Raw genomic sequence first — 26,026 nt, 5'->3', positions numbered from 1 at the left:
TACTTACCTTAAAAAACCTTTTGGTAACTGCATCGTAATACAGTGCAGGCTACCGAACTGATGGATGATTGGTAGGCAGTTTACGCCAATTACCGTTCTTTCTGGGTGAGCAAGAGAGACCTTGTCTAGCGCTTCTTGATCTTTGTCGTCGCCATAGATAGGTACTAACACCGTTTTATTCAAGATCAGATAGTTTGCATAGGTTGCTGGTAATCTCTCACCCTCGTTATCAAACTTAGCGCTAGGCCAAGGTAAACTAATCAAACGGTATGGATCGCCATTTGGGGTGCGAAATGTGCGTAGCTGCTGTTCCATTTTGTTGAGGGCATCATAGTGCTCGTCTGATTTGTCGTCGCACTTTACATATACCAAGGTGTTATCCGGTGCAAAACGCACTAACGTGTCGATATGACTATCCGTATCATCACCGGCTAAGTATCCATGATCTACCCACAAGAATGACTCAGCACCCAACTCTTTTTGCAACAATAGTTCTAATTCAGTTTTACTTAGATGTGGATTGCGATTTGGGTTCAACAGACACTCTGAAGTAGTCAATAAAACATTGGACTCGTTAATCTCAATGCCGCCGCCTTCGAGCACCACGTCAACCTTTTCAAAGGTACAGTTTGGGTTGAGGACCTGTTTTGCTAGCTGCTGATTGATGTTATTGTCTAAATCCGCAGCAAATTTGTTACCCCAACCCGTAAAGGTGAAATCTTTGATACATAGATTTCCTGAACTTGTTTGCGTCGTAAGTGGACCATGATCACGGGCCCATGTGTCATTGCAAGGCGTAACAACAAAGTGACACTTGCTTAAGCTAACCTCAGCTTCGCAGAGTAGGTTCTCGATATGCTGTTTTAACGCTTCATTATGCGCCACGATAACGACTTCTTGAACTTGGGTAATATGTTGGCAAAGTGCAACGTACACAGGTTCAACGTCACTGAGAATGTCGCTCCAATCGGTATCAGAATGCGGCCATGTAAGCATGATTGCGTCTTGTGGTGCCCATTCTGGGAGTAAAGTAAAACTCATTAAATCATCACCATATAATAATAAGCCTATAGTTTATCATTAACCTCAGGTGTGTCAGTAAGTTTTGTGAAGATAATTGAGCATTTAAAGAAGGCACTTAATGCGTTAAATACCTTATTGGTCTTTTTGCTGCTTTAGCTTAAGTTGTCTGGTCTGGGCGTGTAGGCTTGCCCGTACAAGCAACTCTTGATCCGCTTCTCTAATAGCGGTAAAAGCGAGGGTGAATTTACCATCTTGCTTGGCAATGACTTCTGAGTAGCAAAAGATAGCACTGGCTTCATTGCGCAAAAATATTTTAGTTCGTAACGATTGCCCGACCTCATAATCTGCTTCTAACGTTGCGGTCAGGCCGCCGCCGCCGTAGCTGTCACAAAATAAATGACTGTCGTCAGGCTCTTCAGTTGCGAGAATATGGCTGATAATTAAATCAATCTTACGTGATTGCGCCTGCAAATAAGCTGCTAACTCATTGGCAATATCACCCAGATTACGAAGTGGTCGCAGCGCATTAAGATCTAACTCATTAATTTCGTTCGCGAGTTTAAATAGCGGCGGAATTGTAGCTTCTAATTGATATTCGTTTTCTGGAACCATATTGTCATCAACCGGGTAGAGGTTGATCTGAACCTGTTCAGCTATCTGAAAATACTGTTCAAATAATTCCTGCAAATTCGCTTTCATGTTTTATCTCTTGGCATCGCGCCGCTTTACAACTGTCTCTATAGTAACGGTTTAGCTTACCGATAATCAAACTTTGAATTGCTCAAGTAGTTGTTCTTGGGTTGTTATCTTTTCTACTTGAGACTGCATCGTGGCATCAACGCTCTTAGCTTCGCTATACACCGACTCTGAAATACCACGAATTGATGAGCTACTGCTATTCACGTTATTTACAATGTCATTTTGCTCATTCAGCATATCAGCAATACGTGAATTCAAATCGACAATATGGCGAATAGCACTACGCATATCTTCAAGCGCGGCTCGAGTTTGCTCTGCCTTTTCAACCGTTTTATCGACATAATGTTGGCTTTGCTTCATTACAGTAACCGCGCTTTCTGAACCTGACTGTAGTTGACTTATCATTCCACGAATTTCAGTTGTGGCTTCTTGTGTTCTTTGTGCAAGCGATCTCACTTCGTCTGCAACGACGGCAAAGCCGCGGCCAGACTCACCAGCTCTTGCGGCTTCAATGGCAGCATTGAGCGCTAGGAGGTTGGTTTGCTCAGCGATGCTATTGATAACCGATAATATTTGTTCAATAGCAGTAGACGAGCTTTCTAATTCCGTAACTACGGTCATTGCCGAACTGATTTGATTAGACAGCTCTTGAATTGTCTCCGTTGTTTCTGCAACGATTTTTTCTCCTTGGCGAGCAACTTGATCGGTTGTTTTAATTGCTTCAGCGGCTTCATGGGCAGATTGAGTTACTTGATGCTCAGTTGCAGACATGTGTGTTGTTGCTTCATCAAGGACTTTGATACTCGCTAATTGCTCTTGAATGGAAAGTTTGGCTTTATTTGCAACCTGAGATGTTTGTTGAGCATCGTTTAAAACTTCATGGCCTAAGCCCTGAATATTCGCTATTAGAGACTGTAAGCTGCTGGTAAAGGCATTAAAATTTTGCGCCAGTGCTGCAAATTCGGGTTCATGCTCGGTATTTAATCGTACGGTTAAGTCCGCATTACCGCGTGCGATAGCAGCCATGGCGGTGTTGATTTCATCCAGCGGCTTTAATAATAAGCTAATCACAAAAGAAAGTAGCACAGTCGCGAGCGCCACAGAAATAAAGGCAAATATGGCTGCATCTCTTTGCAGTCGTGAAAGTGCGGCAAAAACGGTGTCTTCATCCAGCATCACCCCTAAATACCAATCTAAGCCTTCGACTTCTTTAAACTGCACTAATTTGTCTTCGCCGTTCACTTCAACGTATTGAATATTTTCTGAGATACTTATGTCACCGAGAAATGTACGAGAAGACTTACCATTTAGTTTTACATCAGGGTGTGAGATAGTCGACCCGTCTTTACTCACCATAAAGGCAAAACCCGCGTCTAGCAGGTTAAACGAGTTAATCATTTCGCCGAGTTTTGCCAAACTAACGTCGTAAAAAATCGCGCCGTTAAATTGACCTCGTTTAAACACTGGTGCACCGATTGATACCACAATTTCGTTGCTTACTGCATCAGCGTAAGGTGCTGTGATAATGAGCTTTCGTGCAGTTTTTGCGTCGGTATACCAAGGCCGCTTTCTTGGGTCCCAGTTTGCACCAGGGTTCCAATTTGGATCGCTTGCGACATACTTTCCTGTTTGCTCTTCGCCATAACCTATCAGTAGGAAAGAGGTTGTGAGCTGTGGCTGCGAGAGGATAGGAAAGGCTGCGTCTAAGGTGTCAGTGGAAGCAACGAGATTGGTAGCAAGAGCGGCGAGATCGGTTGCTCCTTTCATTTGCGCAGTGACAGTGTTACCAATTCCTTGAATTATTTCATTCACACTTTGTTCGGTTTGCGCTTTGATTGCTGATTGCACGGAAATGTATTGAATAACAGATAAGATCAGTAATGCTGCAAGCAGTACAAGCGCTGAGACGGATACAACTTTGTGTTTAAACTTCACGGCCACACTCCAATAAGTTTGATACATTAAACTTATGACATTTAATAAGAAAATGCCAAACCTTCTACACAGCATTTGAAGGTATTTCAAATTATTGCATTTATATTAATTATTTATTCATGGTGCAATTCCTATTCTCTAAAACTTAGAAGAGGAGAAAACTTCATGTATAAACCAGCTTTAACAGCAATTGCCTCGGCAATGATACTCGCTGCATGCGGTGGCGGTTCAGGTTCTGACTCAAACGACAACAACACCACGCAACCAACCCAAAAAACCACCGTAAGTGTTGGTGTGTCAGATGCTGCTGTGAATAATCTTGCAGAGGTAAACCTTGTTATTCAAAGGCTGACATTTAGAGCATCTGGAAAAGAAGATGTCACATTTGATACCTTGGATGCGCAGGGTAATCCAATGAAAATCAATCTGCTTGAATATACGGGGGATGATATCTATTTGGTTGTAAATGACCAAGAGATCGATGAAGGTGATTATGAGTGGATCAGAGCCGATGTTGTAAACGGTAGTGCGGGGTCTAATTTTGACTTAACCTCCAGCGTGCGTTTTTTAGATGGTAGTCAAGCACCATTAGCCGTAACCCGTAAAGGTAACGATGGTGTAGGTGAAATCCAACTCAATAACTTCTCGTTAAATGAAGGTGAGAACCAAATCGTACTGGAGTTTGACTTCAATAAGGCGCTGTTGAAGCGCGGAGATGATGACACCGTTTATCTAAAACCAACAGCTGTCCGTTTGGAAAATCTGTTAACTAGTTTCGAGATTGAGGGCATTGTTAGCGAGTCTGTGAAAAATGCATGTATAGCAGACAACGCGGACTTAGCTCCTCTAGTCGGAGAGTACAAACATGTTGTTTATCTTTATAAAGCGGATGTTGAAGTGCCAAGCGACATCAGTGATGAAGATTCAGCGCCTGTAGCCACCGCAAACTTAGATGCCGAGAGTGAATATGAGATAGCATTTATTGGTTCTGGAGATTACAAAGTAGGGTATTCTTGCTTAGGTCATTTAGATGATGCCGAAACGATAGATGCAGATTTTAGTTTATATCAAACAAAAGACGTTTCGTTAACGCAAGATACAGAAGTGAATTTCGAGACAAACTAATTTCATTTAGTCTTTTAAGCGAATTGGTATAACAGCAAAACAAAAAGGGCTTCAATTGAAGCCCTTTTTACTACTTAAATTCAAAATTAAGCATTTTCTAGTGCAGCGCGCGGGTCAACATATTCCATGTTGAAGCCTTCAGCCACTTCTTTACACGTTACTTGACCTTTCAGAACGTTTAAGCCGTCCATGAAGTGTTTGTCATTTAATAGCGCTTGTTTGTAGCCTAAGTTTGCAAGCTTGATGATGTACGGAAGCGTTGCATTGTTAAGTGCAAACGTTGAAGTACGTGGTACAGCACCAGGCATGTTAGCTACACAGTAGTGAACTACATCGTCAACAATGTATGTTGGCTCTGCGTGTGTAGTCGCTTTAGAAGTCGCGATACAACCACCTTGGTCGATTGCAACGTCAACAATGGCAGCACCTGGCTTCATCGCTTTGATGTGTTCTGCAGTTACAAGCTTAGGCGCCGCTGCACCAGGAATTAGTACGCCGCCGATCACAAGATCTGCTTCTAGTACGTGCTTTTCAAGTGCATCAGCCGTTGAGTAGATAACTTTAGCTTGGCTACCAAACTGTGCATTCAAAGAACGTAATACATCAATGCTACGGTCAAGGATAGTAACGTCTGCACCTAGACCTACCGCCATTTGTGCTGCGTTACGGCCAACCATACCACCGCCGATCACAACAACTTTAGCTGGTTCAACGCCCGGCACACCACCAAGTAGCATACCACGGCCTTCACGTGACTTTTCAAGCGCTTGAGCACCTGCCTGAATTGACATACGACCAGCAACTTCTGACATTGGTGCTAGCAGTGGAAGACCACCACGCGCATCAGTTACCGTTTCGTATGCGATACAGATAGCACCGCTCTTGATTAGATCTTCTGTCTGTGGAAGATCTGGTGCTAGGTGAAGGTAAGTAAATAGGATTTGATCTTCACGTAGCATTGCGCGCTCAACAGCTTGAGGCTCTTTTACTTTAACAATCATATCAGCAGTAGCAAAAACTTCTGCCGCTGTGTCTAAAACTTTAGCACCAACTTGAACATAATCTTCGTCAGTAAAACCAATGCCGATACCAGCATTTGTTTCAACAACGACTTCGTGACCGTGATTGATTAGTTCACGAACGCTCGCAGGAACCATACCAACGCGGTATTCGTGGTTTTTTATCTCTTTAGGTACACCAATAATCATAATATTCGCCTCAAAATAAGAACGGAGTAAAATTTTTGACTATTATATTTACCTATAGCCAGTGTGTCTCACTGTTTTAATATTTAAATGTAGTGATATACTCTGAATTAATGAATCATTCAGGATAAAAAACTACACTATGTATCAACAACTAGACAGGATCGACAGAAAGATTTTAGTCGAACTTCAGAAAGATGGCAGAATTTCCAACGTAGAATTAGCCAAACGTATAGGATTGAGCGCTACGCCTTGCTTGGAGCGCGTTAAAAAGCTGGAGCGAGAAGGATTTATTCGAGGTTATAAAGCCGTAGTCGATCCTGCTAAGCTTGGGCAGGGACTTTTAGTGTTTGTTGAAGTAACAGTGAATAAAAACTCGCCTGATGTGTTCGATAGATTTAATCAAGCAGTAAAGCAGCATGACGAAATTATTGAATGTCACCTTGTGTCCGGTAGTTTCGACTATTTATTAAAGACACGAGTGACCGACATGTCTGAATATCGCGGAGTTTTAGGAGAAATTTTACTTAAACTGCCAAACATCAGTGAAAGTCGCACTTTTGTGGTCATGGAAGAAGTAAAAGGAGAAGAAGGAGAAGTAATAAAACCTTGTGCACCTTGAGGTATTTCTTGGTAAGGTGTAAGTATATACAGCAATACTAACGCAAATCACTAATTTGCTGACGTTTTGGGCTTTTATAGTCCAGAAAAGAAACAGAAAAAAGGTTTAATTACAATGCGCTTAAATGGTGTGCAACGCCTCTTAGAGACAGGTTTGATTGTAAGCACGGCTGCAGCAATATTTATGTTGTGTGCGTTGATAAGTTTCGACCCAGCCGATCCTGCTTGGACTCAATCCGGTGAGTACGTAAAAGTAAACAATATAACTGGTGCTGCCGGAGCTTGGCTGGCAGACATTATGCTGCTGAGTTTCGGTTGGCTGGCGTTTTTGATCCCAGCGGCGCTGCAGTTTCTTGGCTATTTAGTGTTTAAAAAACCACATAAGCTTCTGCAACTAGATTACACCACGCTAGGTTTGCGCCTTATTGGCGCGACGCTGTTTATTACCTCTGCAAGTGCAATTAGCAGCATCAACTTCGATGATATCTATAATTTCTCATCTGGTGGGGTAGTAGGGGATGTGGTTGCTGGTGCAATGATGCCTGCCTTTAACTTTACCGGCACTTCTATACTGTTACTGTGTTTTTTCTTCGCCGGAATGACACTACTTACCGGTGTATCTTGGGTTGAATTCGTTGATTATTTAGGTGAAAAGGTACTCGCCGGCTTTAGATGGGTACGCGATAGACTGACAGCAGAGCGCAATGTAGAGCAAACGGAGTCAGTTTCACAGAAATCTGCGGGCGCTAGCACCAAAACGGATAGAGTAGAAAGTGAGGCACCAATAATAGCTACCGAGCGAAACGATGATCATGAGCAGGCTCTCCAGCAGCAAACCGATACTGAAATTAATATAGATTTCGATGCTGAAGAAGAACCCAGTGGACTTGGTAAATTAAAAGATAAATTGTTCCGCAAAACTAACACTGAATCTACACCTCAAACTTCGTCTGCACCGCACTCTGATCTACAAGAGAAGAAAGAGCCGTCGGTGTTCGATGAGCTAGATGATATTCTAGAGCAAGAAATCAACTTTTCCGCGATAGAGGATGAGCCACTAGATACTGTCGCGGCTTTAAATGCCTTGGATGAAGCGCCAGTGCACGAAACCAAAGTGGTTTCTCCGGCAAGGCCTCTTAAGCCTAAAGCACCTGAAAAGGCGGCCAATGGTTATCAGCCTCCACCAAGCGCCAAAGAGCAATTTGAAGCGCTTCTAGAAGCTCAGCCACCTGCGGATCCATTGCCTTCATTAGATCTCTTGGATAGACCTGACAAGGCTAAAAATCCAATTTCGCAAGAAGAGTTAGATCAGGTCTCGCGGTTAGTTGAAACTAAACTATTAGACTTCAATGTCCAGGCGCAGGTAGTTGGTGTCTATCCTGGCCCTGTCGTTACGCGTTTTGAGTTAGATCTCGCACCGGGCATTAAAGTGGCTAAGATCACAGGTTTAGCAAAAGACTTAGCGCGTTCATTATCTGCAGTCAGTGTGCGTGTAGTTGAGGTTATCCCTGGCAAAACGTATGTGGGTTTAGAGCTGCCTAACAAACACCGTGAAATCGTGCGTTTGTCTGAAGTGATAGGTGCCCCTAAGTTTGAACAAAACCCATCACCTTTGACCATGGTGCTTGGTAAAGATATCGCGGGCCAACCAGTTGTTGCTGATTTAGGTAAAATGCCTCACCTGCTGGTGGCCGGTACCACTGGTTCTGGTAAGTCAGTGGGCGTTAATGTCATGATCTTAAGCTTGTTATATAAGTCGCCGCCAGAAGATGTGCGAATGATCATGATAGATCCGAAAATGCTTGAGCTTTCAGTTTACGAAGGTATCCCACATTTATTATGCGAAGTGGTTACCGATATGAAAGAGGCAGCAAACGCGCTACGCTGGTGTGTGGGGGAAATGGAACGCCGTTATAAACTGATGTCGGCACTCGGTGTTCGTAACCTCAAAGGTTACAATCAGAAGATTAAAGACGCCAAAGAAGCGGGTCACCCAATTTTAGATCCACTCTTTAAAGATACAGACGGTATGGCGGATGAACCACAAGAGCTAGATAAATTACCGAGTATCGTGGTCGTTATAGACGAATTTGCCGACATGATGATGATTGTTGGTAAAAAGGTAGAAGAGTTAATTGCACGTATTGCGCAAAAAGCGCGAGCGGCAGGCATACACTTAGTGCTTGCTACACAGCGTCCATCTGTGGATGTTATTACGGGTTTGATCAAAGCGAATATACCAACGCGAATGGCGTTCCAAGTATCAAGTAAGATTGATTCGCGTACAATCTTAGACCAGCAAGGTGCAGAAAACCTGCTGGGTATGGGTGACATGCTCTATCTGCCGCCTGGAACGAGTGTTCCGGTTCGTGTACATGGCGCGTTTGTTGACGATCATGAAGTACATGCCGTAGTGAGTGACTGGAAAGCAAGAGGCAAACCAAACTACGTCGAAGAAATTCTATGCGGTGAAGCAACCGAGGATATTTTACTACCTGGCGAAGCACCGGAAGGTGGGGATGAGGAGTCTGATCCACTTTACGATGAAGCCGTTGGGTTTGTTATTGAAACAGGCAAAGTGTCTGTTTCGAGTGTACAACGTAAGTTAAGGGTTGGTTATAACCGTGCAGCTCGATTAGTTGAGCAGATGGAAATGTCTGGGGTGGTAAGTGCTCCTGGTCATAATGGTGCACGAGATGTATTGGTAAAAGGTGGAGCCAATTAATGAAAAAATTTAAGCAAATTGCGTTGCTAACGGTATTATCAAACCTCTTTATTCAGCCTGTGTGGGCTGATGAGGCTGCGATGCAAAGTCTAAAAGGAAGACTGGCTGAATTAACCAGTTTTCAAGGTAAGTTTGAGCAAATCGTTAAAGATCAAGAAGGCAATGAGTTGCAAACCGGCGAAGGGGCGATAACCTTAGCCCAGCCACTAAAAATCCGCTGGCAACAAGAGATGCCGGATGACACTTTATTTGTATCAAGCGGAGCTACAACCTATTACTACGATACGTTTGCTGAGCAAGTGACTATCCTAGATACGACTAAACTTATTGATACCACGCCGTTTGTGCTACTTACGACCCAAGAGGACAGCCAATGGTTGAAGTACGACGTAGCACTTAACGGTCAAGAATATCTGATCACGCCTAAAAACAAAGTAGACTCGCAGGTAGAGCAACTGACACTGCGTTTTGATGACAAAAACGATGGCTTGGCACTATTGAAAGTGAACGATATTTCAGGTCAAGTCTCTACGTTTAGCTTTAAGGAAAGCAAAGTCAATGCACCAGTAAAAGAGAGTTTGTTTGAGTTTACTATTCCACAAGGAGTGGTCGTAGACGACCAAAGAGGCAGTGACTAGTTTAGGGTTTGATTTTACACCAGATGTACGACCGTTGGCCGCAAGAATGCGGCCAACCTCGTTAGAGCATTATGTTGGGCAGAGCCATATTTTGTCCAAAGGATCTGTACTTTATCGTGCGATTGAATCTGGACGCTGTCATAGCCTGATCCTTTGGGGGCCACCCGGAGTGGGTAAAACCACCCTTGCTGAGATCATAGCCAACTATGCAGATGCAGAGCTTATCAAACTTTCCGCTGTTAGCGCGGGCATTAAAGAGGTTCGTGACGCAGTAGTCGATGCTAAAAACCGATTAGCTCAGTTTGGCAGACGTACGCTGTTATTTGTTGACGAAGTACATCGCTTTAATAAATCCCAGCAAGACGGATTTTTACCTCACATTGAAGATGGCACCTTTATTTTTATTGGCGCGACCACTGAAAACCCTTCTTTTGCACTGAATAACGCGATCTTGTCTCGCGCGCGCGTCTATACTTTACAATCGCTTGTAGAGGATGAATTAGGTCAAGTACTCAAAGATGCGTTGTTACGCGATGAACAGCTGTCGAAATTAGCTATCACCATTGATGACAGCGCACTTGAACTCATCGCCAAAGCAGCTTCGGGAGATGCGAGAAAGGCGCTTAATCTGCTGGAGCAGGCTGTTGACTTAAGTTTTGAGCCAAACTCAAACACTTATTTGGTGAATGAACTGGTACTAAAACAAGTGTTGCCCAGCCAATTATCAAGTTATGACAATAAGGGCGACTTATACTATGACCTAATCTCAGCGTTTCATAAGTCAGTTCGCGGCAGCGCGCCAGATGCGGCACTTTATTGGTATTGCAAGATATTAGCAGGCGGTGGCGATCCGCTATATGTTGCACGGCGATTGCTGGCGATCGCCACTGAAGATATCGGCAATGCAGACCCAAGAGCGATGCAAGTTGCGTTACATGCTTGGGATATATTTCATCGTGTAGGGCCAAGTGAAGGAGAGCGTGCAATAGCACAGGCAACGCTTTATCTCGCGAGTGCGCCAAAAAGTAATGCGGTCTACATGGCGTTCAATCAAGCTAAACGCGATGCTGCTAGTGATCCAAATTACCCCGTACCAGAACATCTCAGAAATGCACCGACAAAACTAATGAAAGAGCTGGGTTTTGGCGAAGAATACCGTTACGCACATAATGAACCCGGCGCCTTTGCTGCTGGAGAAAATTACTTCCCTGAAGCCATTCAAGAGCGAAAATATTATCAACCCACAGACAGGGGACTTGAGAAACAAATCGCTGACAAGCTTAACTATCTACAGACGCAAAATGCGCAAAGTAGCACCAAGAGGTACAAGTAGCGATGCTGATAAATTATCTCACAATTGCGCTAGGTGGAGCGTTTGGTGCAATGTTACGCTTTTTTATCAGCGATATGTCGATAAAACTCTTAGGTAAGGGATTCCCTTTTGGGACGTTGATCGTTAATATTCTTGGTTCATTATTGATGGGTGTGCTTTACGGTTTAATTGAAAAAGAAGTTATTTCAGTTTCTCCATCTAAAACGTTGATAGGTATTGGCTTTTTAGGTGCGTTGACTACTTTTTCTACATTCTCAATGGATTCCTTGTTGTTACTTCAACAAGGGCAATATGTGAAAATGGCGTTTAACGTCACATTAAACGTGGTGGCGTGTATCTTTATGGCCTGGGTTGGTCTCTGCCTCATCATGCAAAAAGGTTAAAAAAACAATGTTAGATTCTAAATACTTTCGTCAAGACATCGAGGAAGCCGCTGCGCGTTTGAAAAAGCGTGGTTTTGAACTCGATGTTGCTAAGATCACCGAATTAGAAGAAAAGCGCAAAGCGCTACAAACCAAAACTCAGGAATTACAGAGTGAGCGTAACAGTTCCTCCAAAGCGATTGGTCAAGCTAAAGCGAAAGGGGAAGATGTTCAACCTTTACTAGATGCTGTTGCAAACTTGGGTGACCAATTAAGTGCGGCAAAAGAAGAGCAAGACAAAATTCTTGCTGAACTTAATGACTACGCAATGTCGTTGCCAAACCTCCCTGCTGATGAGGTACCTGCAGGTGCCGATGAGTCTGAGAATGTTGAAATAAGCACTTGGGGTGAGCCAAAGCAGTTTGATTTTGAAGTTAAAGACCATGTTGACCTAGGTGAAGCGCTTGATAAGGGTCTCGATTTCGAAACTGGTGTTAAGCTAAGTGGTTCTCGCTTTACAGTGATGCGCGGTGGCGTTGCGCGTATGCATAGAGCGCTTGTACAACTAATGCTGGATACCCACACTGAGCAAAATGGTTATACAGAAATGTATGTACCATATCTTGTGAATAAAGCGAGCTTGTTTGGTACAGGTCAGCTTCCTAAGTTTGCAGAAGATTTATTCCATACAGAAGCATTATCTGAAGACCAAGATGGCTTTAGTCTAATTCCGACAGCAGAAGTACCGTTAACTAACTGCGCTCGTGACGTTATTTATGACGAAAAAGAGCTGCCGATTAAGATGACGGCGCACACGCCTTGTTTTAGAAGCGAAGCAGGTAGCTACGGGCGTGATACGCGCGGACTTATTCGTCAACATCAGTTTGATAAGGTTGAACTTGTTCAATTGGTTAAACCTGAAGATTCAATGGCAGCGCTTGAAGAGTTAACAGGTCATGCAGAACAAATTTTACAAGCACTTGGCTTACCTTATAGAAAAGTGGTGCTTTGTACTGGAGACATGGGGTTCGGTGCGACGAAAACGTACGATTTGGAAGTTTGGTTACCAGCGCAAAATACCTACAGAGAAATTTCTTCTTGTTCAAACATGTGGGATTTCCAAGCGCGCCGTATGCAAGCGCGTTTCCGCCGTAGTGGTGAAAAGAAGCCTGAGCTACTTCATACCCTTAATGGTTCTGGTTTAGCGGTAGGTCGTACTCTAGTTGCGATTTTAGAAAACTACCAGCAGGCAGATGGATCAATTATTGTACCTGATGCACTAAAACCATATATGGGTGGTGTAGAGGTTATTAAAGCAAGCTAAGATAGTACTGCTTAATTGAGCTTTGCTCGATTTAAAAACTCAAGTTATTGAAAAGAGGTTGGATTCGTCCAGCCTCTTTTTATTACTATATTATGAATGTTTTTTTACAGGGAAATATAGAAAAACAAGATCATCAACCAATAATTTGCGTCTTGAATATCTAGGTATCTATATAAAAGTAAAATAATTATGCTTTTTGTGCTTAGCTGTACAAGAATTACATTTCTGATCGTTGCATGACTCGCTGAGATGTGATTTATTGAAGGTATGGGTTTGGCCAAATCTCATCGGTAAGTAGCACATCTATATGAAATACGATGTCGCTCGTGTTTAACTTTTCTCAATAAAATCTTTAATTTAAATTGTTAGTACGAATTGTCATTATACCGTAAGTCACTATCTTCGTTTTGAATGACGTTCGCTCAAGTTTGAACTACACAGTATTAGAAACGCTAATGCTGATCGAGAAAAAGGTGAGGATATTACCTATGAAGAGACAGAAAAGAGACCGTTTAGAAAGAGCACATTCACAAGGATTTAAGGCAGGATTAGCCGGTCGGTCGAAAGAAAATTGTCCCTATCAACAAGTAGAACACAGATCAGAATGGTTAGGCGGATGGCGAGAAGCGATGGATAATCGCAACATCTTTAAAACCTGATACCGAATTTTAGGAGAGCAAAGCCCCAGACGGGGCTTTGTGTGTTTTTAAAGCGATAACAGCGAAAATATTAAAATGCGCTGGTATCTTGGAAAAGACCTACTTTCAAATCTTTTGCTTCATAAATCACGCGACCATCAACTTCGACGATACCATCTGCTAGACCCATAAATAGCTTACGTTTGATAACGCGCTTCATTTCAATGCGATAAGTTACTTTTTTAGCAGTCGGTAAGATTTGACCCGTAAACTTCACTTCGCCCACACCGAGTGCACGACCAAGACCAGGACCACCAGACCAACCAAGGAAGAAGCCTACCAATTGCCACATCGCATCCAAACCTAAACAACCAGGCATTACTGGATCACCTTTGAAGTGGCAGTCGAAGAACCACAGATCAGGGTTGATGTCGAGTTCAGCAATAATTTGACCTTTACCATGCTCACCACCGTCATCATTAATTTGAACGATGCGATCCATCATCAGCATGTTGTCGCTAGGTAGGCGGCAGTTGCCTTCACCAAACATTTCTCCGCGACCACATAAAATAAGTTCTTCTTTTGTATAGCTGTTCTTCGGTTCCATAAATCTTCTTCTTAACTTGCAAATTGACGCTACTTTAGCGTACAGATGTACGCTAAACAACTCCGAACAGTTAAAAAGCGTACGGAGACTTGTAAATTTTGCGCTAAAGATATGTCTATTTGATTAAATTTCAAAAAATTGAAGAGATTAAATGCAAATCAGTTCCAATTAAGGGCGATTTATAATGTGAAAATCATTATAATCGGGGATGATTTTTTAGCAGGCTATTTTAGGTGATCTATGCTCCTTTTTGTTGACTCTTTGACCGTAATTGATTTTTCATACCTTTGCCCACGTCGTGGTGCGGTAGGTGAAAGCTGGATCACCGATATTGTGTTGCATGGTGAGCTAAACGAAGAGTCTATGGTGTTAGACTTTGCAAAAGTTAAAAAGCAAATCAAACGTATTATCGACGAAAAGCTGGACCACAAATTAGCGGTACCCAGCGCGCTTGCGTGTAATGCAAAACACAGTGAAGGCCGGTTTGAATTTGATATGCAATTTGATGGGAATCACTTAGCCATGAATGCACCGGAAGAAGCGGTGTGTGTAGTGGAAGGGGATGAAATCAATGAAGCCAATGCAATCGCTTACCTTAAGTCTGTTATTATGCCGCATATGCCTGAAAACGTGAAAGATTTAGATATAACACTGCGTCCAGAGGCCGCAACTGGCTTCTATTATCACTATAGCCATGGCTTAAAGAAACACGATGGTAACTGTCAGCGTATTATTCATGGTCATCGTTCATTGATTGGTGTGAAGCTAAATGATATCAGCATGCCTAGATTACAAAAACAATGGGCGGATAAATGGCAAGATATTTATCTTGGCAGTGAAGAAGACTTGATTGATCCTAGTTTGCTTCAGTACGTAACCGCGCATGATAAAGATTATGCGTTCGCATATACCTCGTCGCAGGGATATTTTGAGTTGGCGATCAGCAAATCACGTTGCGATATATTACCTTGTGATACAACAGTTGAATGTATTGCGGAGTATCTTGCTGGCCAAATAAAGCTGCAAAACCCACATGATAAGGTTGAAGTAAGAGCGTACGAAGGGGTTGGAAAAGGAGCGATTGCGTATGCTTAAACGTGCAATTGTCATATTGCTTGCGAGCACCACATTATTTGCTGAGGCGCTTGAATTAAAAGGTCACCTGACACAAGGTGGCTTGGTCGTCGGCAAGCTTGAAAATGCAACTGAGATAAAGCTAAACGAGACAAAATTAAAACGCTCGAAAGATGGCTATTTCGTGTTTGGTTTTGGTCGTGATGCTGAACTTAACCACATCTTGAGTTGGCAATCTGATGATGGTCAAAAGCATCGCCAGGCGATAGTGATCACGAAACGAGATTACGATATAGACAAGATCACGGGGGTGGCGAAAAAGTATGTTTCGCCACCAGAGTCGGTGCTAAAGCGCATACGTGAAGAAGCACAAGCAGTGTCAAAAGCAAGACAAGGCAATTCGGATTTATTATTCTTTAAAGACCCCGTTTTCAGACCTGCGAAGGGCCGTATTTCAGGTGTTTATGGTAGCCAAAGATATTTTAATGGTGAGCCAAAACGACCACATTTTGGATTGGATATCGCAAACAAAACGGGTGAGCCGGTCTTAGCGCCGGTATCGGGTAAGGTGGTGTTTGCAAATCCAGATCTTTATTACAGTGGCGGCACTTTGATTATCGATCACGGTCACGGCATTACCTCTACGTATATCCACCTTAGTAAACTGGATGTTAAGGCTGGCGATACGGTAAAAACAGGCGATAAAATCGCTGAAATTGGCGCAACGGGCAGGGTAACTGGCCCGCATTTGGATTGGCGCTTTAATTGGTTCGGGGAACGACTCGACCCAGCTCTACTTATGAAAGATACACTAGCGGATAAAGCAGTAAAAAAATGACAGACGAACAAAGACAAGCCATTGTTGAGCAACGCATTAAAAGCTCAATCACACACGTAACAAAAACCGTATTCCCAGGCCGTACAAACCATCACAACACCTTATTTGGTGGTGACGCACTGGCTTGGATGGACGAAGTTGCCTTTATTGCTGCAACGCGTTTTTGTCGCAAACCTTTGGTAACGATTTCGTCAGACCGAGTCGATTTCAAAGAGGCAATTCCTGCTGGTACTTTTGCTGAATTAGTATCAAAAGTAGTGCATGTTGGTAATACCAGCTTAAAGGTTGATGTTGAAATCTATCTTGAAAGAATGCACAAAGATGATAAACACTTAGCAATTACAGGTAGTTTTACCTTTGTTGCCGTGGATGACAATCATAGGCCAACTCCTGTGGTTTGTGACAAAATGCTAAATGGCTTTGACAGCTAGTTTTTCGCTCAGATTTTATTTTTTTAAATCTCTAAAACAAATATAGGGCTAAGCCCTATATTTAATATAATATAAAGAACACATCATACAAAAACTTGTAAAATTGCTACTTGTCAGGAACGGCTAAAGCCCTTTTATGATAATTAATCCAGCCATCATTTGTTATTCGAGTCGAGTTTCTTTCATTCAGAGGACAAATGAGTCACTTTTTACTCATAATTTTTTGACAGTCAAAAAGCCAAAGACCATACTTTTTACCAATAAAGTGAAATAGGAGTGGTGCTCATGGCAATTCCAGTAACCGTTGCAGACGATTCTATGATGTCGAGAAAGGCTGTGCTTAGGGCAATACCTGAAGACTGGGATGTCGAGGTCAGTGAGGCAAAAAATGGCAAAGAAGCATTGGTGATGGTTGAGCAGGGCAAAGCTGAGGTGTTATTTTTGGATCTAACCATGCCTGAAATGGATGGTTTTGAAGTTCTTACGCATCTTCACGAGCACCATGCAAAAACCGTGGTAATCGTTATTTCCGCTGATATTCAGCCCGAAGCGAAAAAGTTGGTAGATAAACTCGGCGCGTTTCGCTTTTTGCAAAAGCCACTACAAAAAGAAGAGCTACATAACACGCTACAAGAGCTAGGTTTATTATGAATATGCCACTCAGTGAAGAGCAAAGGGATGGCTTGCAAGAGCTAATGAATATATCCATGGGTCAGGCAGCCAACTCTCTAGCTCGATTAATCGAAACTAAAATTAGTTTATCTATCCCTGAAATTACTTCGGTAAGCCCAAATCAACTCAATGAGATCTGTAATACCGCACATGTTTATAGAACGAGGCAGTCATTTTTAGGGGAAATTAAAGGTGAAGTCATTAATCTATTGTCACCGCAAGGCTTACAAGAAATAGCCGAACTTATGGACTACGATAGTCCGCTCGATGACTCTGATCTTAATGAAGTCTTATTAGACTTGTCTAACATTTTGGCTGGTGCATGTTTAAACGGCTTTTCTAGTCAGTTAGAGCTTAAAACCTCATTAACTATGCCGACTATTTATAAACATCAGCTATCCGACGATATTGCTGAGTGGAAAACCACACTGGTGATGAAAATCGCATTTATAATCGAGTCTATTGCTTTTGATTCGAGAGTGATTATCTGTCTGGATGAAAACTCCATTAAAACAGTGATCCAAAAACTTAATGCCATGCTTGGAATAGAGGACTGACTGTGTTTAGCGAATTGCAGCGTTACATTCCGGTTGGAATTTGTGTCCTAGACCAAGCACATACGGTGGTTTTTGCAAATGATTTTTTGAAAAACCGGCTACCGGATAACACTCCCAAAAATATTGAGGGCATGTCCATCGACGAGGTATTTCCTGAAGCTGCAAAAATCATTAAGCGGAAATTGAAGAGTGTTTTTGCTTTAAAAGCAGCAAGTTTTAGCTACTGGGAGCATCGTCCTCATGTGTTTGAGCTTAGCAGCAGCCGTCCTGTTACTGGCGATGAAACTTCAATGTATCAGAACATTCAATATGTGCCGATTTTTGAGCATTCTGAAGAAGTGAAAAAGGTATGCGTGATCATACAAGATGTGACGGAGCTGGCGAGCTATTATCAAGAGCAAAAACGTCTAACCGAAGCATTAGAGATAGAAAAGCAGGAGTTAAAAACACTCAACCTTAAGTTGGAAGCTGCACAAAACCAATTACTACAGTCTGAGAAAATGGCTGCAATTGGCCAATTAGCTGCTGGCGTGGCGCATGAAATCAATAATCCAATTGGTTTTGTGAATTCCAATATTCAAAGTTTAGAAGGCCAGGCTAGCGGACTGTTTGCGATGCTCGCTTTTTATGAATCGAATTTTAGTAAATTTGCCGACAGTGACCTAGCACAGCAGGAGCAGCAGCTCCAAAATCAGCATAGTATCGACTTTTTAAAAGAGGACGTACCTGAATTACTGCAAGAGTGTTTAGAAGGGCTGGACCGAGTATCCAAGATAGTTGAGAGTTTAAAATCCTTTTCTCATGTTGATAACCAGGAGTGGCAAGAGGCAGATCTCATTAAAGGGATTGAAAGCACACTGAAAATAGCAAACAACTCAATTAAGTACCATGCGGTTATCAACAAAACTTACTCCCTTGATGATGAAGTGTTGCTATATTGTCAGCCGATGCAGATTAATCAGGTATTTTTAAACTTAATCATCAATGCTGCACAGTCTATAGAGTCAAGCGGTACGGTAACTATCTCTATTGAAGATAAACAAAGCGAGGTGATTATTGCCATCCAAGACACAGGCAAAGGGATCCCAGCTGAGGACATTAATAAAATTTTTAATCCATTTTTTACCACCAAACCTGTTGGTCAAGGCACTGGCCTTGGGTTGTCTCTATCATATAGCATTGTCGCCAAGCACAAGGGTCGCATTCAAGTTGACTCACAAGTCGGTGTCGGCACGACGTTTACGGTATCCTTTCCTAAGCTCAGCGAAGCAGATTTCTCTGACGAATTTACGGATAATTAATTAATCAAACCCAGTTCATAAATAAAGTTAGCCTTCATTAGGTTAGCGTTTTTTTGCAATTCATGTACTCCTTTTTTCTGATTATCCAGTTCTCAATCAGCTGGGTTTAGCTTTCTGACACAGCTTTCATCATCAAAAAATCCACTGTAAAACCGTCACATCGATAAGACTTAACACCGGAGATTATTTATAACTATCTGTTTTTAAATTAATTTGTGCAGATAAGAAATAGTTAAAATAAATTATTGTTCAAATTTTGACAGATAAGAAGTGTGAGACTAAAGTAACATATAGGACAAATGAGACGAGGCGAAATATGCAAGCGATCACAGAAAACACACAGTCATTGCAATATCTCACTTTTCAGTCAAGACAGGATTGCTATGCAATTGAGATCCTGTCAATAAAAGAGATCATTGAACTGGGCTCCGTGACAAAAGTCCCCTTGATGCCCGAGTTCATTAAAGGAGTGATTAATTTAAGAGGCTCAGTTGTACCCGTTATCGATCTGTCAGCTCGGCTTTGTGGAGAAGTAATAGAAGTTGGCAGACGAACTTGCATCATCATTTGTGAATTCAGTATTGCTGACAACCTCATTGAGATGGGTGTCATTGTTGACGGCGTCAATGAAGTCATAGAAGTTGACGCAAAAGATTTAACCAACTCACCTCAGTTTGGCGCGCAAATCAGAGCTGACTTCATCGCTTCCATGGTAAGGCGCGGCGATGAGCTACTTATCGCGCTAGACCTTGAAAAAGTTCTATCAGTTGAAGAGATGGCTGAGCTAATAGAGTTAAGTGAGCGTAGTAGTCACCTTGGGGAGTCAGCATAATGCAGATACTTCCAATTAATGAGCTAAAGGCAATCTACAAGTACTACATTAGCGCTGCGGTGTTGCTAAGCCTAGTATTGTCTCTCACGCTATTACTCAGTGTTCGCGTTGATATTTTATCGCTATCTTCTGTGCTCATCACCAGTGCACTCTTAGCGGTAACGTTAAGGCAGCGTCATTTAACTGCAAAAGTCATTCTCGATTGTGAGGCATTTGCTAGTTATTCGAGTGAGATGCAAGAGCATTGCGAGGTAGAGCAGCACAATACGGAATCTGTTGCCGCGATTTTAGAAACCGTTATTAATCAGGTCTACAGTATTAAGACCTTGGGTAATGACTCGGTTTCAGGGCTTACCCTGCAGTTTTCAGAGCTAAGACAGGCACTAAATAACACTATCGAATCGGCACGAGGTTCTGTAGAAAATTTTGGTGATGATGAACATTGTTTTGCCAAACACAGCCAAGAAGAACTCAATGAAGTCCTGCACAGCTTGCGCGTGGCTCTTGGTTCAAAACTCGAGGTTGTTAATTCCAATCAAGCTGTAAGCCATGCTGCCAAGGAATTAACTGAGCAAACAAAATCCATTCAAAAAATCTCAAAAGAGATCACTTTATTGTCACTCAACGCATCAATTGAAGCTGCAAGAGCGGGGGAAGCCGGTCGGGGGTTTGCCGTGGTAGCGGAAAGGGTGCGTGAGCTTTCGGATATTACCTCAGAAGCTGCAGAGCTTATTATTGAAAAGATGAATGGCTTAACCAATGCCGTTTCTGACAACACTGAGAAGCTCACCGAATCACAGGCACAAGACGTTACGCTTATGGATGACGCTGAATTACATATCCGAAAAGTGCTCAATGAGATGGCGACGGTCGCTAATGAGCTGACGCAATCGGTACATGGATTAGATGATACCGCAAGCAAGATAAAAGCGAACGTCGACGACGCGATAACCGATTTTCAATTTCAAGATAGAGTGAGCCAAAAGCTAGAACACATTTGCAAAGGGCTCACTTCATTAGTCTCGCTATACAGGACAGAAGGTGAGCTAGGCGAGGAAGGGTTGGCTGCATTACAGCAAGAAATGTTCAACTCTTACACTATGAAAGAAGAAAGGGAATGTCATGTTTCAACCACTGAAAATACGTCTCAACACGACCATGTTGAAGATGAAGTAACATTTTTCTAGGAGGTCTTATGACTAAGAAAATTATGATTGTAGATGATTCGGCTTCAATTCGTCAGGTGGCAAAAATGACACTACTCGCTGAAGGTTATGAGGTCATTGATGCCTGTGATGGTCTTGACGCAATCAACAAGCTAGATGATGGTAAAATCAACCTGATCATTAGTGACTTGAATATGCCAAACATGGACGGGCTGAGCTTGTTGAAGAAGGTGAAAGAAATGGGTCAATATCGTTTTACGCCTTTTTTGATGCTTACCACAGAATCGGGCTCGGATTTCGTGAATCAAGGCAAGCAAGCGGGAGCAAAGGCTTGGATGATAAAGCCGTTTAAACCCGAAAAGCTGATTAATACCGTTTCACGTATTTTGGCTTAGGAGCATAAATATGAGCAACTTAACCATTGTGCTGCCAGAAGTATTGACCATTTATGAAGTGAGCAAAGTGGCAGCAAAATGGCAGCTCATGTTAAGCGATGACACGACGGCGGTTGCGATTGACCTTAGCGAGCTGCTGGAGGTGGACGCTGCAGGCTTTCAATTAGTTGTTGCGCTTGCACAGTGTTGTACGGAAAAGCCGTTATCAGTGATAGGGGTTGATGAGCATCACTCACCTTGTGCCTTATGGCTACTCAATACCTTAGTTGCATCAAACTGCGCGCTAAGGAGGTAAGATGGTTGATTTATCCGAAATTCAAGCGGTCTTTATTGAAGAAGCCAAGGAGTTGGTACTTCAATTTGAAGAAAGCCTCTTGGCAATGGAGTCTATACTGCCAAATAGTGACGACGAGATCATAAACGAGGCGTTTCGTGCTGCACATACCATAAAGGGCTCTGCCGGTGTTGTTGGTTATGACCATATTGTCGATTTTACGCATTTTGTTGAAGCCACTATGGAGCTTCTTCGTAATCACGCGCTAAATCCTTGCGAAAAACTGATTTCGACTCTGCTCGAATGTAATGACCATATAAGTGCGTTAATTAAGTGCTTAGAGTCAAACGAAGATTTTCCTCAGGCGTTGACCGATGCTGAAGCTGGGCTGCTAGAAAGTTTAAAGTCATATAGTGGTTTGCAAGACCAAGCCTCAAGTGAGCAAACCGTTGTCGGAAATCAAGAAGCAACGCAGAGCTTTCGAGTCTCAGCGCAGTTTTATAAGGCCTGCATGGTGGATGGTTTTGATCCACTCTCGATTATTCGCTACATCGAAAGTAAAGGTAGTACGGTAGAAGTAGATTGGCTAATTGATGAGGTACCTGCGCTTAACGCGGTCACACCAGATGAACTAGAATTATGCCATTTTAGAATGCAGCTAGAGATACATCACTCTACGCGAGAAGATATTGATGAAGCATTTGAGTTTATTGCTGCAGAATCAAATATTGAGATAGCCCCAATTGAAGATGATAAGCCAACACCAACACTTGTCAAAACTGACCAACAGCCCACCAAAAATAACAAAATCAAACCAAAGAATCCCGAGCGGATGATGAAAATACCAGCGCAGAAGCTAGATGAGTTAGTCAATGAACTTGGCGAGCTGGTTATCGTGTCTGCGGCACTCGAAGATCACACCAAAACAATACGCGACTCGGCTCTTACTGAAATTGTTGAGCATATTCAACAACTCGTTAGTGATGTGCAAAGCAGTACACTGCAACTCAGAATGGTACAGATAGGCGAAACGTTTAATCGCTTTAGCCGTGTGGTGCGCGACACCTCAAAGGAGTTAGAAAAACAGGTTTCTTTAGAAATCGTGGGTGCAGAAACCGAACTAGATAAATCAATGGTTGAAAAGATAGTCGACCCCCTCACGCACTTAGTTCGCAATGCCATTGACCATGGTATGGAGCCACCTGCACAACGAGCGGCCAGTGGAAAGCCTGAATACGGTACTTTATCGCTCAAAGCCTTTCATGATTCGGGCAGTATCGTAATTGAGATCAGTGACGATGGGCGCGGGCTAGACAAAGAAAAAATTAAGGAAAAGGCAATTCAGCGTAATCTGATCTCACCTGATACTGAGCTTACCGACAAAGAAATTGCTAACTTAATCTTCGAACCAGGCTTTTCCACAGCCGAAAAAATATCAAATATCTCGGGACGCGGCGTTGGCATGGATGTGGTGAGGAAAAACATTGAAGCGGTACGTGGAACGGTGAGTGTTGAATCTGTCGAGCACCAAGGTACGTGTTTCCAACTCAGGTTGCCGTTAACCATGGCTATTATTGATGGTTTTATGGTGAGTGTTGCTGATGCTAAGTTCGTCATTCCACTCGATATGGTTACAGAGTGTATTGAACTTCCGCTTGGCAATGGAGCAACTCGTCAAACCGATTACATTAATCTGCGCGGTACGGTGCTGCCATTTATTCATTTGAGTCGTATTTTCGACTTACCGACGAACCCTAAGATCAGACCAAGTATTGTCGTTGTGAAGTACGGCCAGTTGCGAGCAGGCATCGTCGTCGATCAGCTGTTAGGTGAGTTTCAAACGGTCATTAAACCACTCGGTGCGTTATTTGAAAAGATGTCGGGGATAAGTGGCTCAAGTATTTTAGGGTCAGGAGACATTGCGCTCACTCTTGATGTACCAAAGCTTATTCATGATTTTGCTCATGAACCTGAATCTAGAAAATTAGCTAACTCTTAATAAGGGGATACATAATGGGAATTTTACCAGCAATCTTTGACAAACAAGTTAATCAGTTGTCAAAGGCAGTCGTAAACGCGATTGAACACTCAGATCTTACCCAAGTAAACCCCGCTTTATATGAAGGGGAAGCCAAAACACTTGCGACCAATGTGTTAAGTTTGCTTAAAAGTAACGCAGAGTTAGCGGCTATCGAAACCACAGGCACATTTGCTGCACTCTTAGATGGTGCTGGTCGGATTGTTCATCAAAGTAATAAATTTACCCAGCTTATTGCAAATAACGCACAAAGTGATGGTAGATATATTACTGATATGCTGTCATTGCACAATAATTTTTCCGAGCTGATAGACAAGGCCACCATAGTTAATATGTCAAGCGGATCTTATCAATTAGAAGTCATGAAATTAGAACAGCCCATTGCTAACTGTAGCTTCGTGGCTAAATTAATCAGCCAAGCGAGTTTGAGCGCTGGAAGTAATAGCGATTTTTATAAACAAGCCATGGATTACAGTACCGCTTGCATTATGCTGGCTGATGAAAATTACGACATTGTTTATATAAATCGTGCTATGCGAGACATGTTACTCAGGTTAGAAAGTGCGATCCAAAGCACGTTACCTACCTTTTGCGTTGACAAACTGGTGGGAGGAAGTATTGACCAGTTCCACCGTAATCCAAGCCACCAGCGTACTATGTTAGCGAGTTTAACCTCAACGCACGTTGCGAGACTAGGGGTTGGTGAGCACAGCTTGGAGCTCATGATCACCCCTGTATTTGATGAAGACAATAAGCGTATTTCTACTACGGTTGAGTGGAAAGACGTAACTGATGAAAAGCGTAAAGAGCGCTTGTTAGAAGAAGAGTTTGGTGTTGCCTTCCAAGCGGTAGCTTGCGGGGAATTTGACAGACGCATTGAAGCCAATGAATTAGAGGGATCGATAGGCAGAATTGCAGAGGCATATAATAAGTCGATGGAAGTGCTGGAATCGGTACTTGAGGACAATTTTGCCGTGCTAAACGCAGTGAGTGAAGGTAACTTATCATTAAAGCCCAAAGTACAAGCACAAGGGCTTTTAGGTGAGCTGGCGCAACGTACAGCCAATCTCACCGATGTGTTAGATACCTTAGCGAACGATATCGTCGAGTTGGTTTCACAAGCGGTCAAAGGAAACATCCAAAATCGCGCCGATACCTCAAACTATGCCGGCGCATTTAAAACCATGACTGATGGTCTTAACGAGGTATTGGAAGCGACTGAAAAGCCAATTCAAGAAATTGCTAATGTCATGGAGGGGTTAAAAGAAGGCCGCCTTGATGTTGAGATTGCAGGAAGCTATTCAGGTGTCTATGACGAGTTGAAACAAAGCGTAAATAGTACAATCTCCAGTTTAAGTCGCATTATTTGTGATGTTCGTTCTAACTCAGAATCGCTAGCACAGGCATCGACCGAAGTCTCCTCTACAGCCCAGTCACTGGCACAAAGTGCAAGCGAACAAGCCTCATCAGTTGAAGAGACATCAGCCTCTGTAGAGCAAATGACGGCATCCATTGCACAAAATGCAGAAAACTCTAAAATCACTGACGGTATGGCATCTAAAGCGGCAGGTGAAGCACAAGAAGGCGGTAGCGCCGTGGAAGAGACCGTATCGGCCATGAAACAAATTGCTTCTAAGATAGGTATTGTCGATGACATTGCTTATCAAACGAATCTGTTGGCACTCAACGCTGCCATAGAAGCGGCTCGAGCTGGAGAGCATGGTAAAGGGTTTGCAGTGGTGGCAGCTGAAGTCAGAAAGCTTGCTGAGCGATCTCAATTTGCAGCGCAGGAAATATCTCAGCTGGCATCTGGCTCGGTTAGCAAAGCCGAGCGAGCTGGCAGTCTACTTGCTGAAATCGTACCTGCGATTGGTAAAACCTCTGATTTAGTACAAGAGATCTCCGCAGCGTCAGACGAACAAGCGGCAGGTGTTGGCCAAATCAACGACTCGATGAATCAAATCACCCAGCTAACGCAGCAAAATGCGTCATCGTCAGAAGAACTAGCAGCTACCGCGGAAGAAATGTCCAGTCAAGCAGAGACGCTTACCCAACTCGTCGCCTATTTTAAAATCGGAGACATTGAAAGCCAAAGCAAAATGCGAGTATTAGAAGGAGGAAAACCGCAAACAGAAGCAAAACCTGTCGCCGAGCAAAAAGAAGTTAGTGCTGGGCAAGCTCGCTCAAAAGAGCACTTTGAACAGTTCTAAGGA

The 26,026-nt window shown here is 42.9% G+C and carries 25 protein-coding genes; 20 read left to right on the top strand and 5 right to left on the bottom strand.

All coding sequences use genetic code 11. The annotated features are described in order from the left end of the window. Positions 1 to 3: 3 nt before the first annotated feature. The 3 genes from NH462_RS16220 to NH462_RS16210 all read right to left on the bottom strand — a co-directional run bounded on the left by NH462_RS16220 (position 4) and on the right by NH462_RS16210 (position 3,657). Entirely contained in the window at positions 4 to 1,041 is a 1,038-nt protein-coding gene (locus NH462_RS16220) for an agmatine deiminase family protein (RefSeq protein WP_253106656.1), read from the bottom strand. A gap of 114 nt (positions 1,042 to 1,155) precedes the next feature. Next, positions 1,156 to 1,722, bottom strand: coding sequence for a PilZ domain-containing protein (locus NH462_RS16215; RefSeq protein WP_253106655.1), 567 nt, complete (start codon positions 1,720 to 1,722; stop codon positions 1,156 to 1,158). Between the two features lie 66 nt (positions 1,723 to 1,788). Beyond that, entirely contained in the window at positions 1,789 to 3,657 is a 1,869-nt protein-coding gene (locus NH462_RS16210) for a methyl-accepting chemotaxis protein (RefSeq protein ID WP_253106654.1), read from the bottom strand. A gap of 165 nt (positions 3,658 to 3,822) precedes the next feature. Between NH462_RS16210 and NH462_RS16205 the strand changes: the two genes are divergently transcribed. Next, complete coding sequence (locus NH462_RS16205) at positions 3,823 to 4,782, top strand: DUF4382 domain-containing protein (protein WP_253106653.1); 960 nt, start codon at positions 3,823 to 3,825, stop codon at positions 4,780 to 4,782. Between the two features lie 86 nt (positions 4,783 to 4,868). Here the strand turns inward: NH462_RS16205 and ald are convergent, their stop codons facing one another. Then, positions 4,869 to 5,990, bottom strand: a complete 1,122-nt coding sequence (gene ald, locus NH462_RS16200) for an alanine dehydrogenase (protein WP_010372751.1) — start codon at positions 5,988 to 5,990, stop codon at positions 4,869 to 4,871. A 139-nt stretch (positions 5,991 to 6,129) separates the two neighbouring features. Between ald and lrp the strand changes: the two genes are divergently transcribed. The 7 genes from lrp to rmf all read left to right on the top strand — a co-directional run bounded on the left by lrp (position 6,130) and on the right by rmf (position 13,649). Further along, a complete protein-coding gene (lrp, locus tag NH462_RS16195; RefSeq protein WP_010372754.1) occupies positions 6,130 to 6,609 on the top strand; it encodes a leucine-responsive transcriptional regulator Lrp in 480 nt (159 codons plus the stop codon). 114 nt (positions 6,610 to 6,723) lie between these two features. Continuing rightward, complete coding sequence (locus NH462_RS16190; protein ID WP_253106652.1) at positions 6,724 to 9,333, top strand: DNA translocase FtsK; 2,610 nt, start codon at positions 6,724 to 6,726, stop codon at positions 9,331 to 9,333. Continuing rightward, a complete protein-coding gene (gene lolA / locus NH462_RS16185) occupies positions 9,333 to 9,971 on the top strand; it encodes an outer membrane lipoprotein chaperone LolA (RefSeq protein ID WP_010372760.1) in 639 nt (212 codons plus the stop codon). The genes NH462_RS16190 and lolA overlap by 1 nt, the downstream gene beginning before the upstream one ends. Further along, a complete protein-coding gene (locus NH462_RS16180; protein ID WP_253106651.1) occupies positions 9,964 to 11,304 on the top strand; it encodes a replication-associated recombination protein A in 1,341 nt (446 codons plus the stop codon). Before lolA ends, NH462_RS16180 begins: the two co-directional genes overlap by 8 nt. Before the next feature lie 2 nt (positions 11,305 to 11,306). Continuing rightward, the gene (gene crcB / locus NH462_RS16175; protein WP_010604733.1) at positions 11,307 to 11,687 is read left to right on the top strand and encodes a fluoride efflux transporter CrcB; all 381 of its coding nucleotides are present in this window, start codon (positions 11,307 to 11,309) and stop codon (positions 11,685 to 11,687) included. 7 nt (positions 11,688 to 11,694) lie between these two features. Beyond that, positions 11,695 to 12,990 (top strand): serine--tRNA ligase, encoded by a 1,296-nt coding sequence (serS, locus tag NH462_RS16170; protein WP_017217428.1) that lies wholly within the window; start codon positions 11,695 to 11,697, stop codon positions 12,988 to 12,990. A gap of 488 nt (positions 12,991 to 13,478) precedes the next feature. Beyond that, positions 13,479 to 13,649 (top strand): ribosome modulation factor, encoded by a 171-nt coding sequence (rmf, locus tag NH462_RS16165; protein WP_010372771.1) that lies wholly within the window; start codon positions 13,479 to 13,481, stop codon positions 13,647 to 13,649. Positions 13,650 to 13,719: 70 nt separating this feature from the next. Here the strand turns inward: rmf and fabA are convergent, their stop codons facing one another. Then, positions 13,720 to 14,235, bottom strand: coding sequence for a 3-hydroxyacyl-[acyl-carrier-protein] dehydratase FabA (gene fabA / locus NH462_RS16160; RefSeq protein ID WP_010372774.1), 516 nt, complete (start codon positions 14,233 to 14,235; stop codon positions 13,720 to 13,722). 240 nt (positions 14,236 to 14,475) lie between these two features. Here fabA and NH462_RS16155 point away from each other — a divergent pair, with 240 nt between their 5' ends. From NH462_RS16155 to NH462_RS16100, 12 genes are all read left to right on the top strand, one after another. Next, positions 14,476 to 15,330, top strand: a complete 855-nt coding sequence (locus tag NH462_RS16155; protein ID WP_253106649.1) for a 6-carboxytetrahydropterin synthase — start codon at positions 14,476 to 14,478, stop codon at positions 15,328 to 15,330. Further along, a complete protein-coding gene (locus NH462_RS16150) occupies positions 15,323 to 16,147 on the top strand; it encodes a M23 family metallopeptidase (RefSeq protein WP_253106648.1) in 825 nt (274 codons plus the stop codon). Before NH462_RS16155 ends, NH462_RS16150 begins: the two co-directional genes overlap by 8 nt. Further along, entirely contained in the window at positions 16,144 to 16,578 is a 435-nt protein-coding gene (locus NH462_RS16145; RefSeq protein ID WP_010372783.1) for an acyl-CoA thioesterase, read from the top strand. The genes NH462_RS16150 and NH462_RS16145 overlap by 4 nt, the downstream gene beginning before the upstream one ends. Positions 16,579 to 16,863: 285 nt before the next feature. Beyond that, complete coding sequence (locus tag NH462_RS16140) at positions 16,864 to 17,229, top strand: response regulator (RefSeq protein WP_010372787.1); 366 nt, start codon at positions 16,864 to 16,866, stop codon at positions 17,227 to 17,229. Further along, complete coding sequence (locus NH462_RS16135) at positions 17,226 to 17,807, top strand: chemotaxis protein CheX (protein WP_010372790.1); 582 nt, start codon at positions 17,226 to 17,228, stop codon at positions 17,805 to 17,807. The genes NH462_RS16140 and NH462_RS16135 overlap by 4 nt, the downstream gene beginning before the upstream one ends. 2 nt (positions 17,808 to 17,809) lie before the next feature. After that, complete coding sequence (locus NH462_RS16130) at positions 17,810 to 19,108, top strand: ATP-binding protein (RefSeq protein WP_253106645.1); 1,299 nt, start codon at positions 17,810 to 17,812, stop codon at positions 19,106 to 19,108. A gap of 316 nt (positions 19,109 to 19,424) precedes the next feature. Further along, entirely contained in the window at positions 19,425 to 19,940 is a 516-nt protein-coding gene (locus NH462_RS16125; RefSeq protein ID WP_253106643.1) for a chemotaxis protein CheW, read from the top strand. Continuing rightward, positions 19,940 to 21,127 carry a methyl-accepting chemotaxis protein gene (locus NH462_RS16120; RefSeq protein WP_253106641.1) on the top strand — a complete coding sequence of 396 codons (1,188 nt, stop codon included), beginning with the start codon at positions 19,940 to 19,942 and terminating at the stop codon, positions 21,125 to 21,127. The genes NH462_RS16125 and NH462_RS16120 overlap by 1 nt, the downstream gene beginning before the upstream one ends. A gap of 8 nt (positions 21,128 to 21,135) precedes the next feature. Next, entirely contained in the window at positions 21,136 to 21,501 is a 366-nt protein-coding gene (locus tag NH462_RS16115) for a response regulator (protein ID WP_253106639.1), read from the top strand. Positions 21,502 to 21,511: 10 nt separating this feature from the next. Continuing rightward, complete coding sequence (locus tag NH462_RS16110; RefSeq protein WP_253106637.1) at positions 21,512 to 21,796, top strand: STAS domain-containing protein; 285 nt, start codon at positions 21,512 to 21,514, stop codon at positions 21,794 to 21,796. Between the two features lies 1 nt (position 21,797). Beyond that, on the top strand, positions 21,798 to 23,774 hold the full coding sequence (locus tag NH462_RS16105; protein WP_253106635.1) for a chemotaxis protein CheA: 1,977 nt from the start codon (positions 21,798 to 21,800) through the stop codon (positions 23,772 to 23,774). A 14-nt stretch (positions 23,775 to 23,788) separates the two neighbouring features. Next, complete coding sequence (locus tag NH462_RS16100; protein WP_253106633.1) at positions 23,789 to 26,023, top strand: methyl-accepting chemotaxis protein; 2,235 nt, start codon at positions 23,789 to 23,791, stop codon at positions 26,021 to 26,023. The last annotated feature ends 3 nt before the right edge of the window (positions 26,024 to 26,026 follow it).

It is taken from the genome of Pseudoalteromonas sp. OANN1 (assembly GCF_024124685.1).
In the GTDB taxonomy this organism is placed as follows: domain Bacteria; phylum Pseudomonadota; class Gammaproteobacteria; order Enterobacterales; family Alteromonadaceae; genus Pseudoalteromonas; species Pseudoalteromonas piscicida.
The sequence above is the reverse complement of the archived record's forward strand: the minus strand, read 5'-3'. Positions and strand labels throughout refer to the sequence as shown.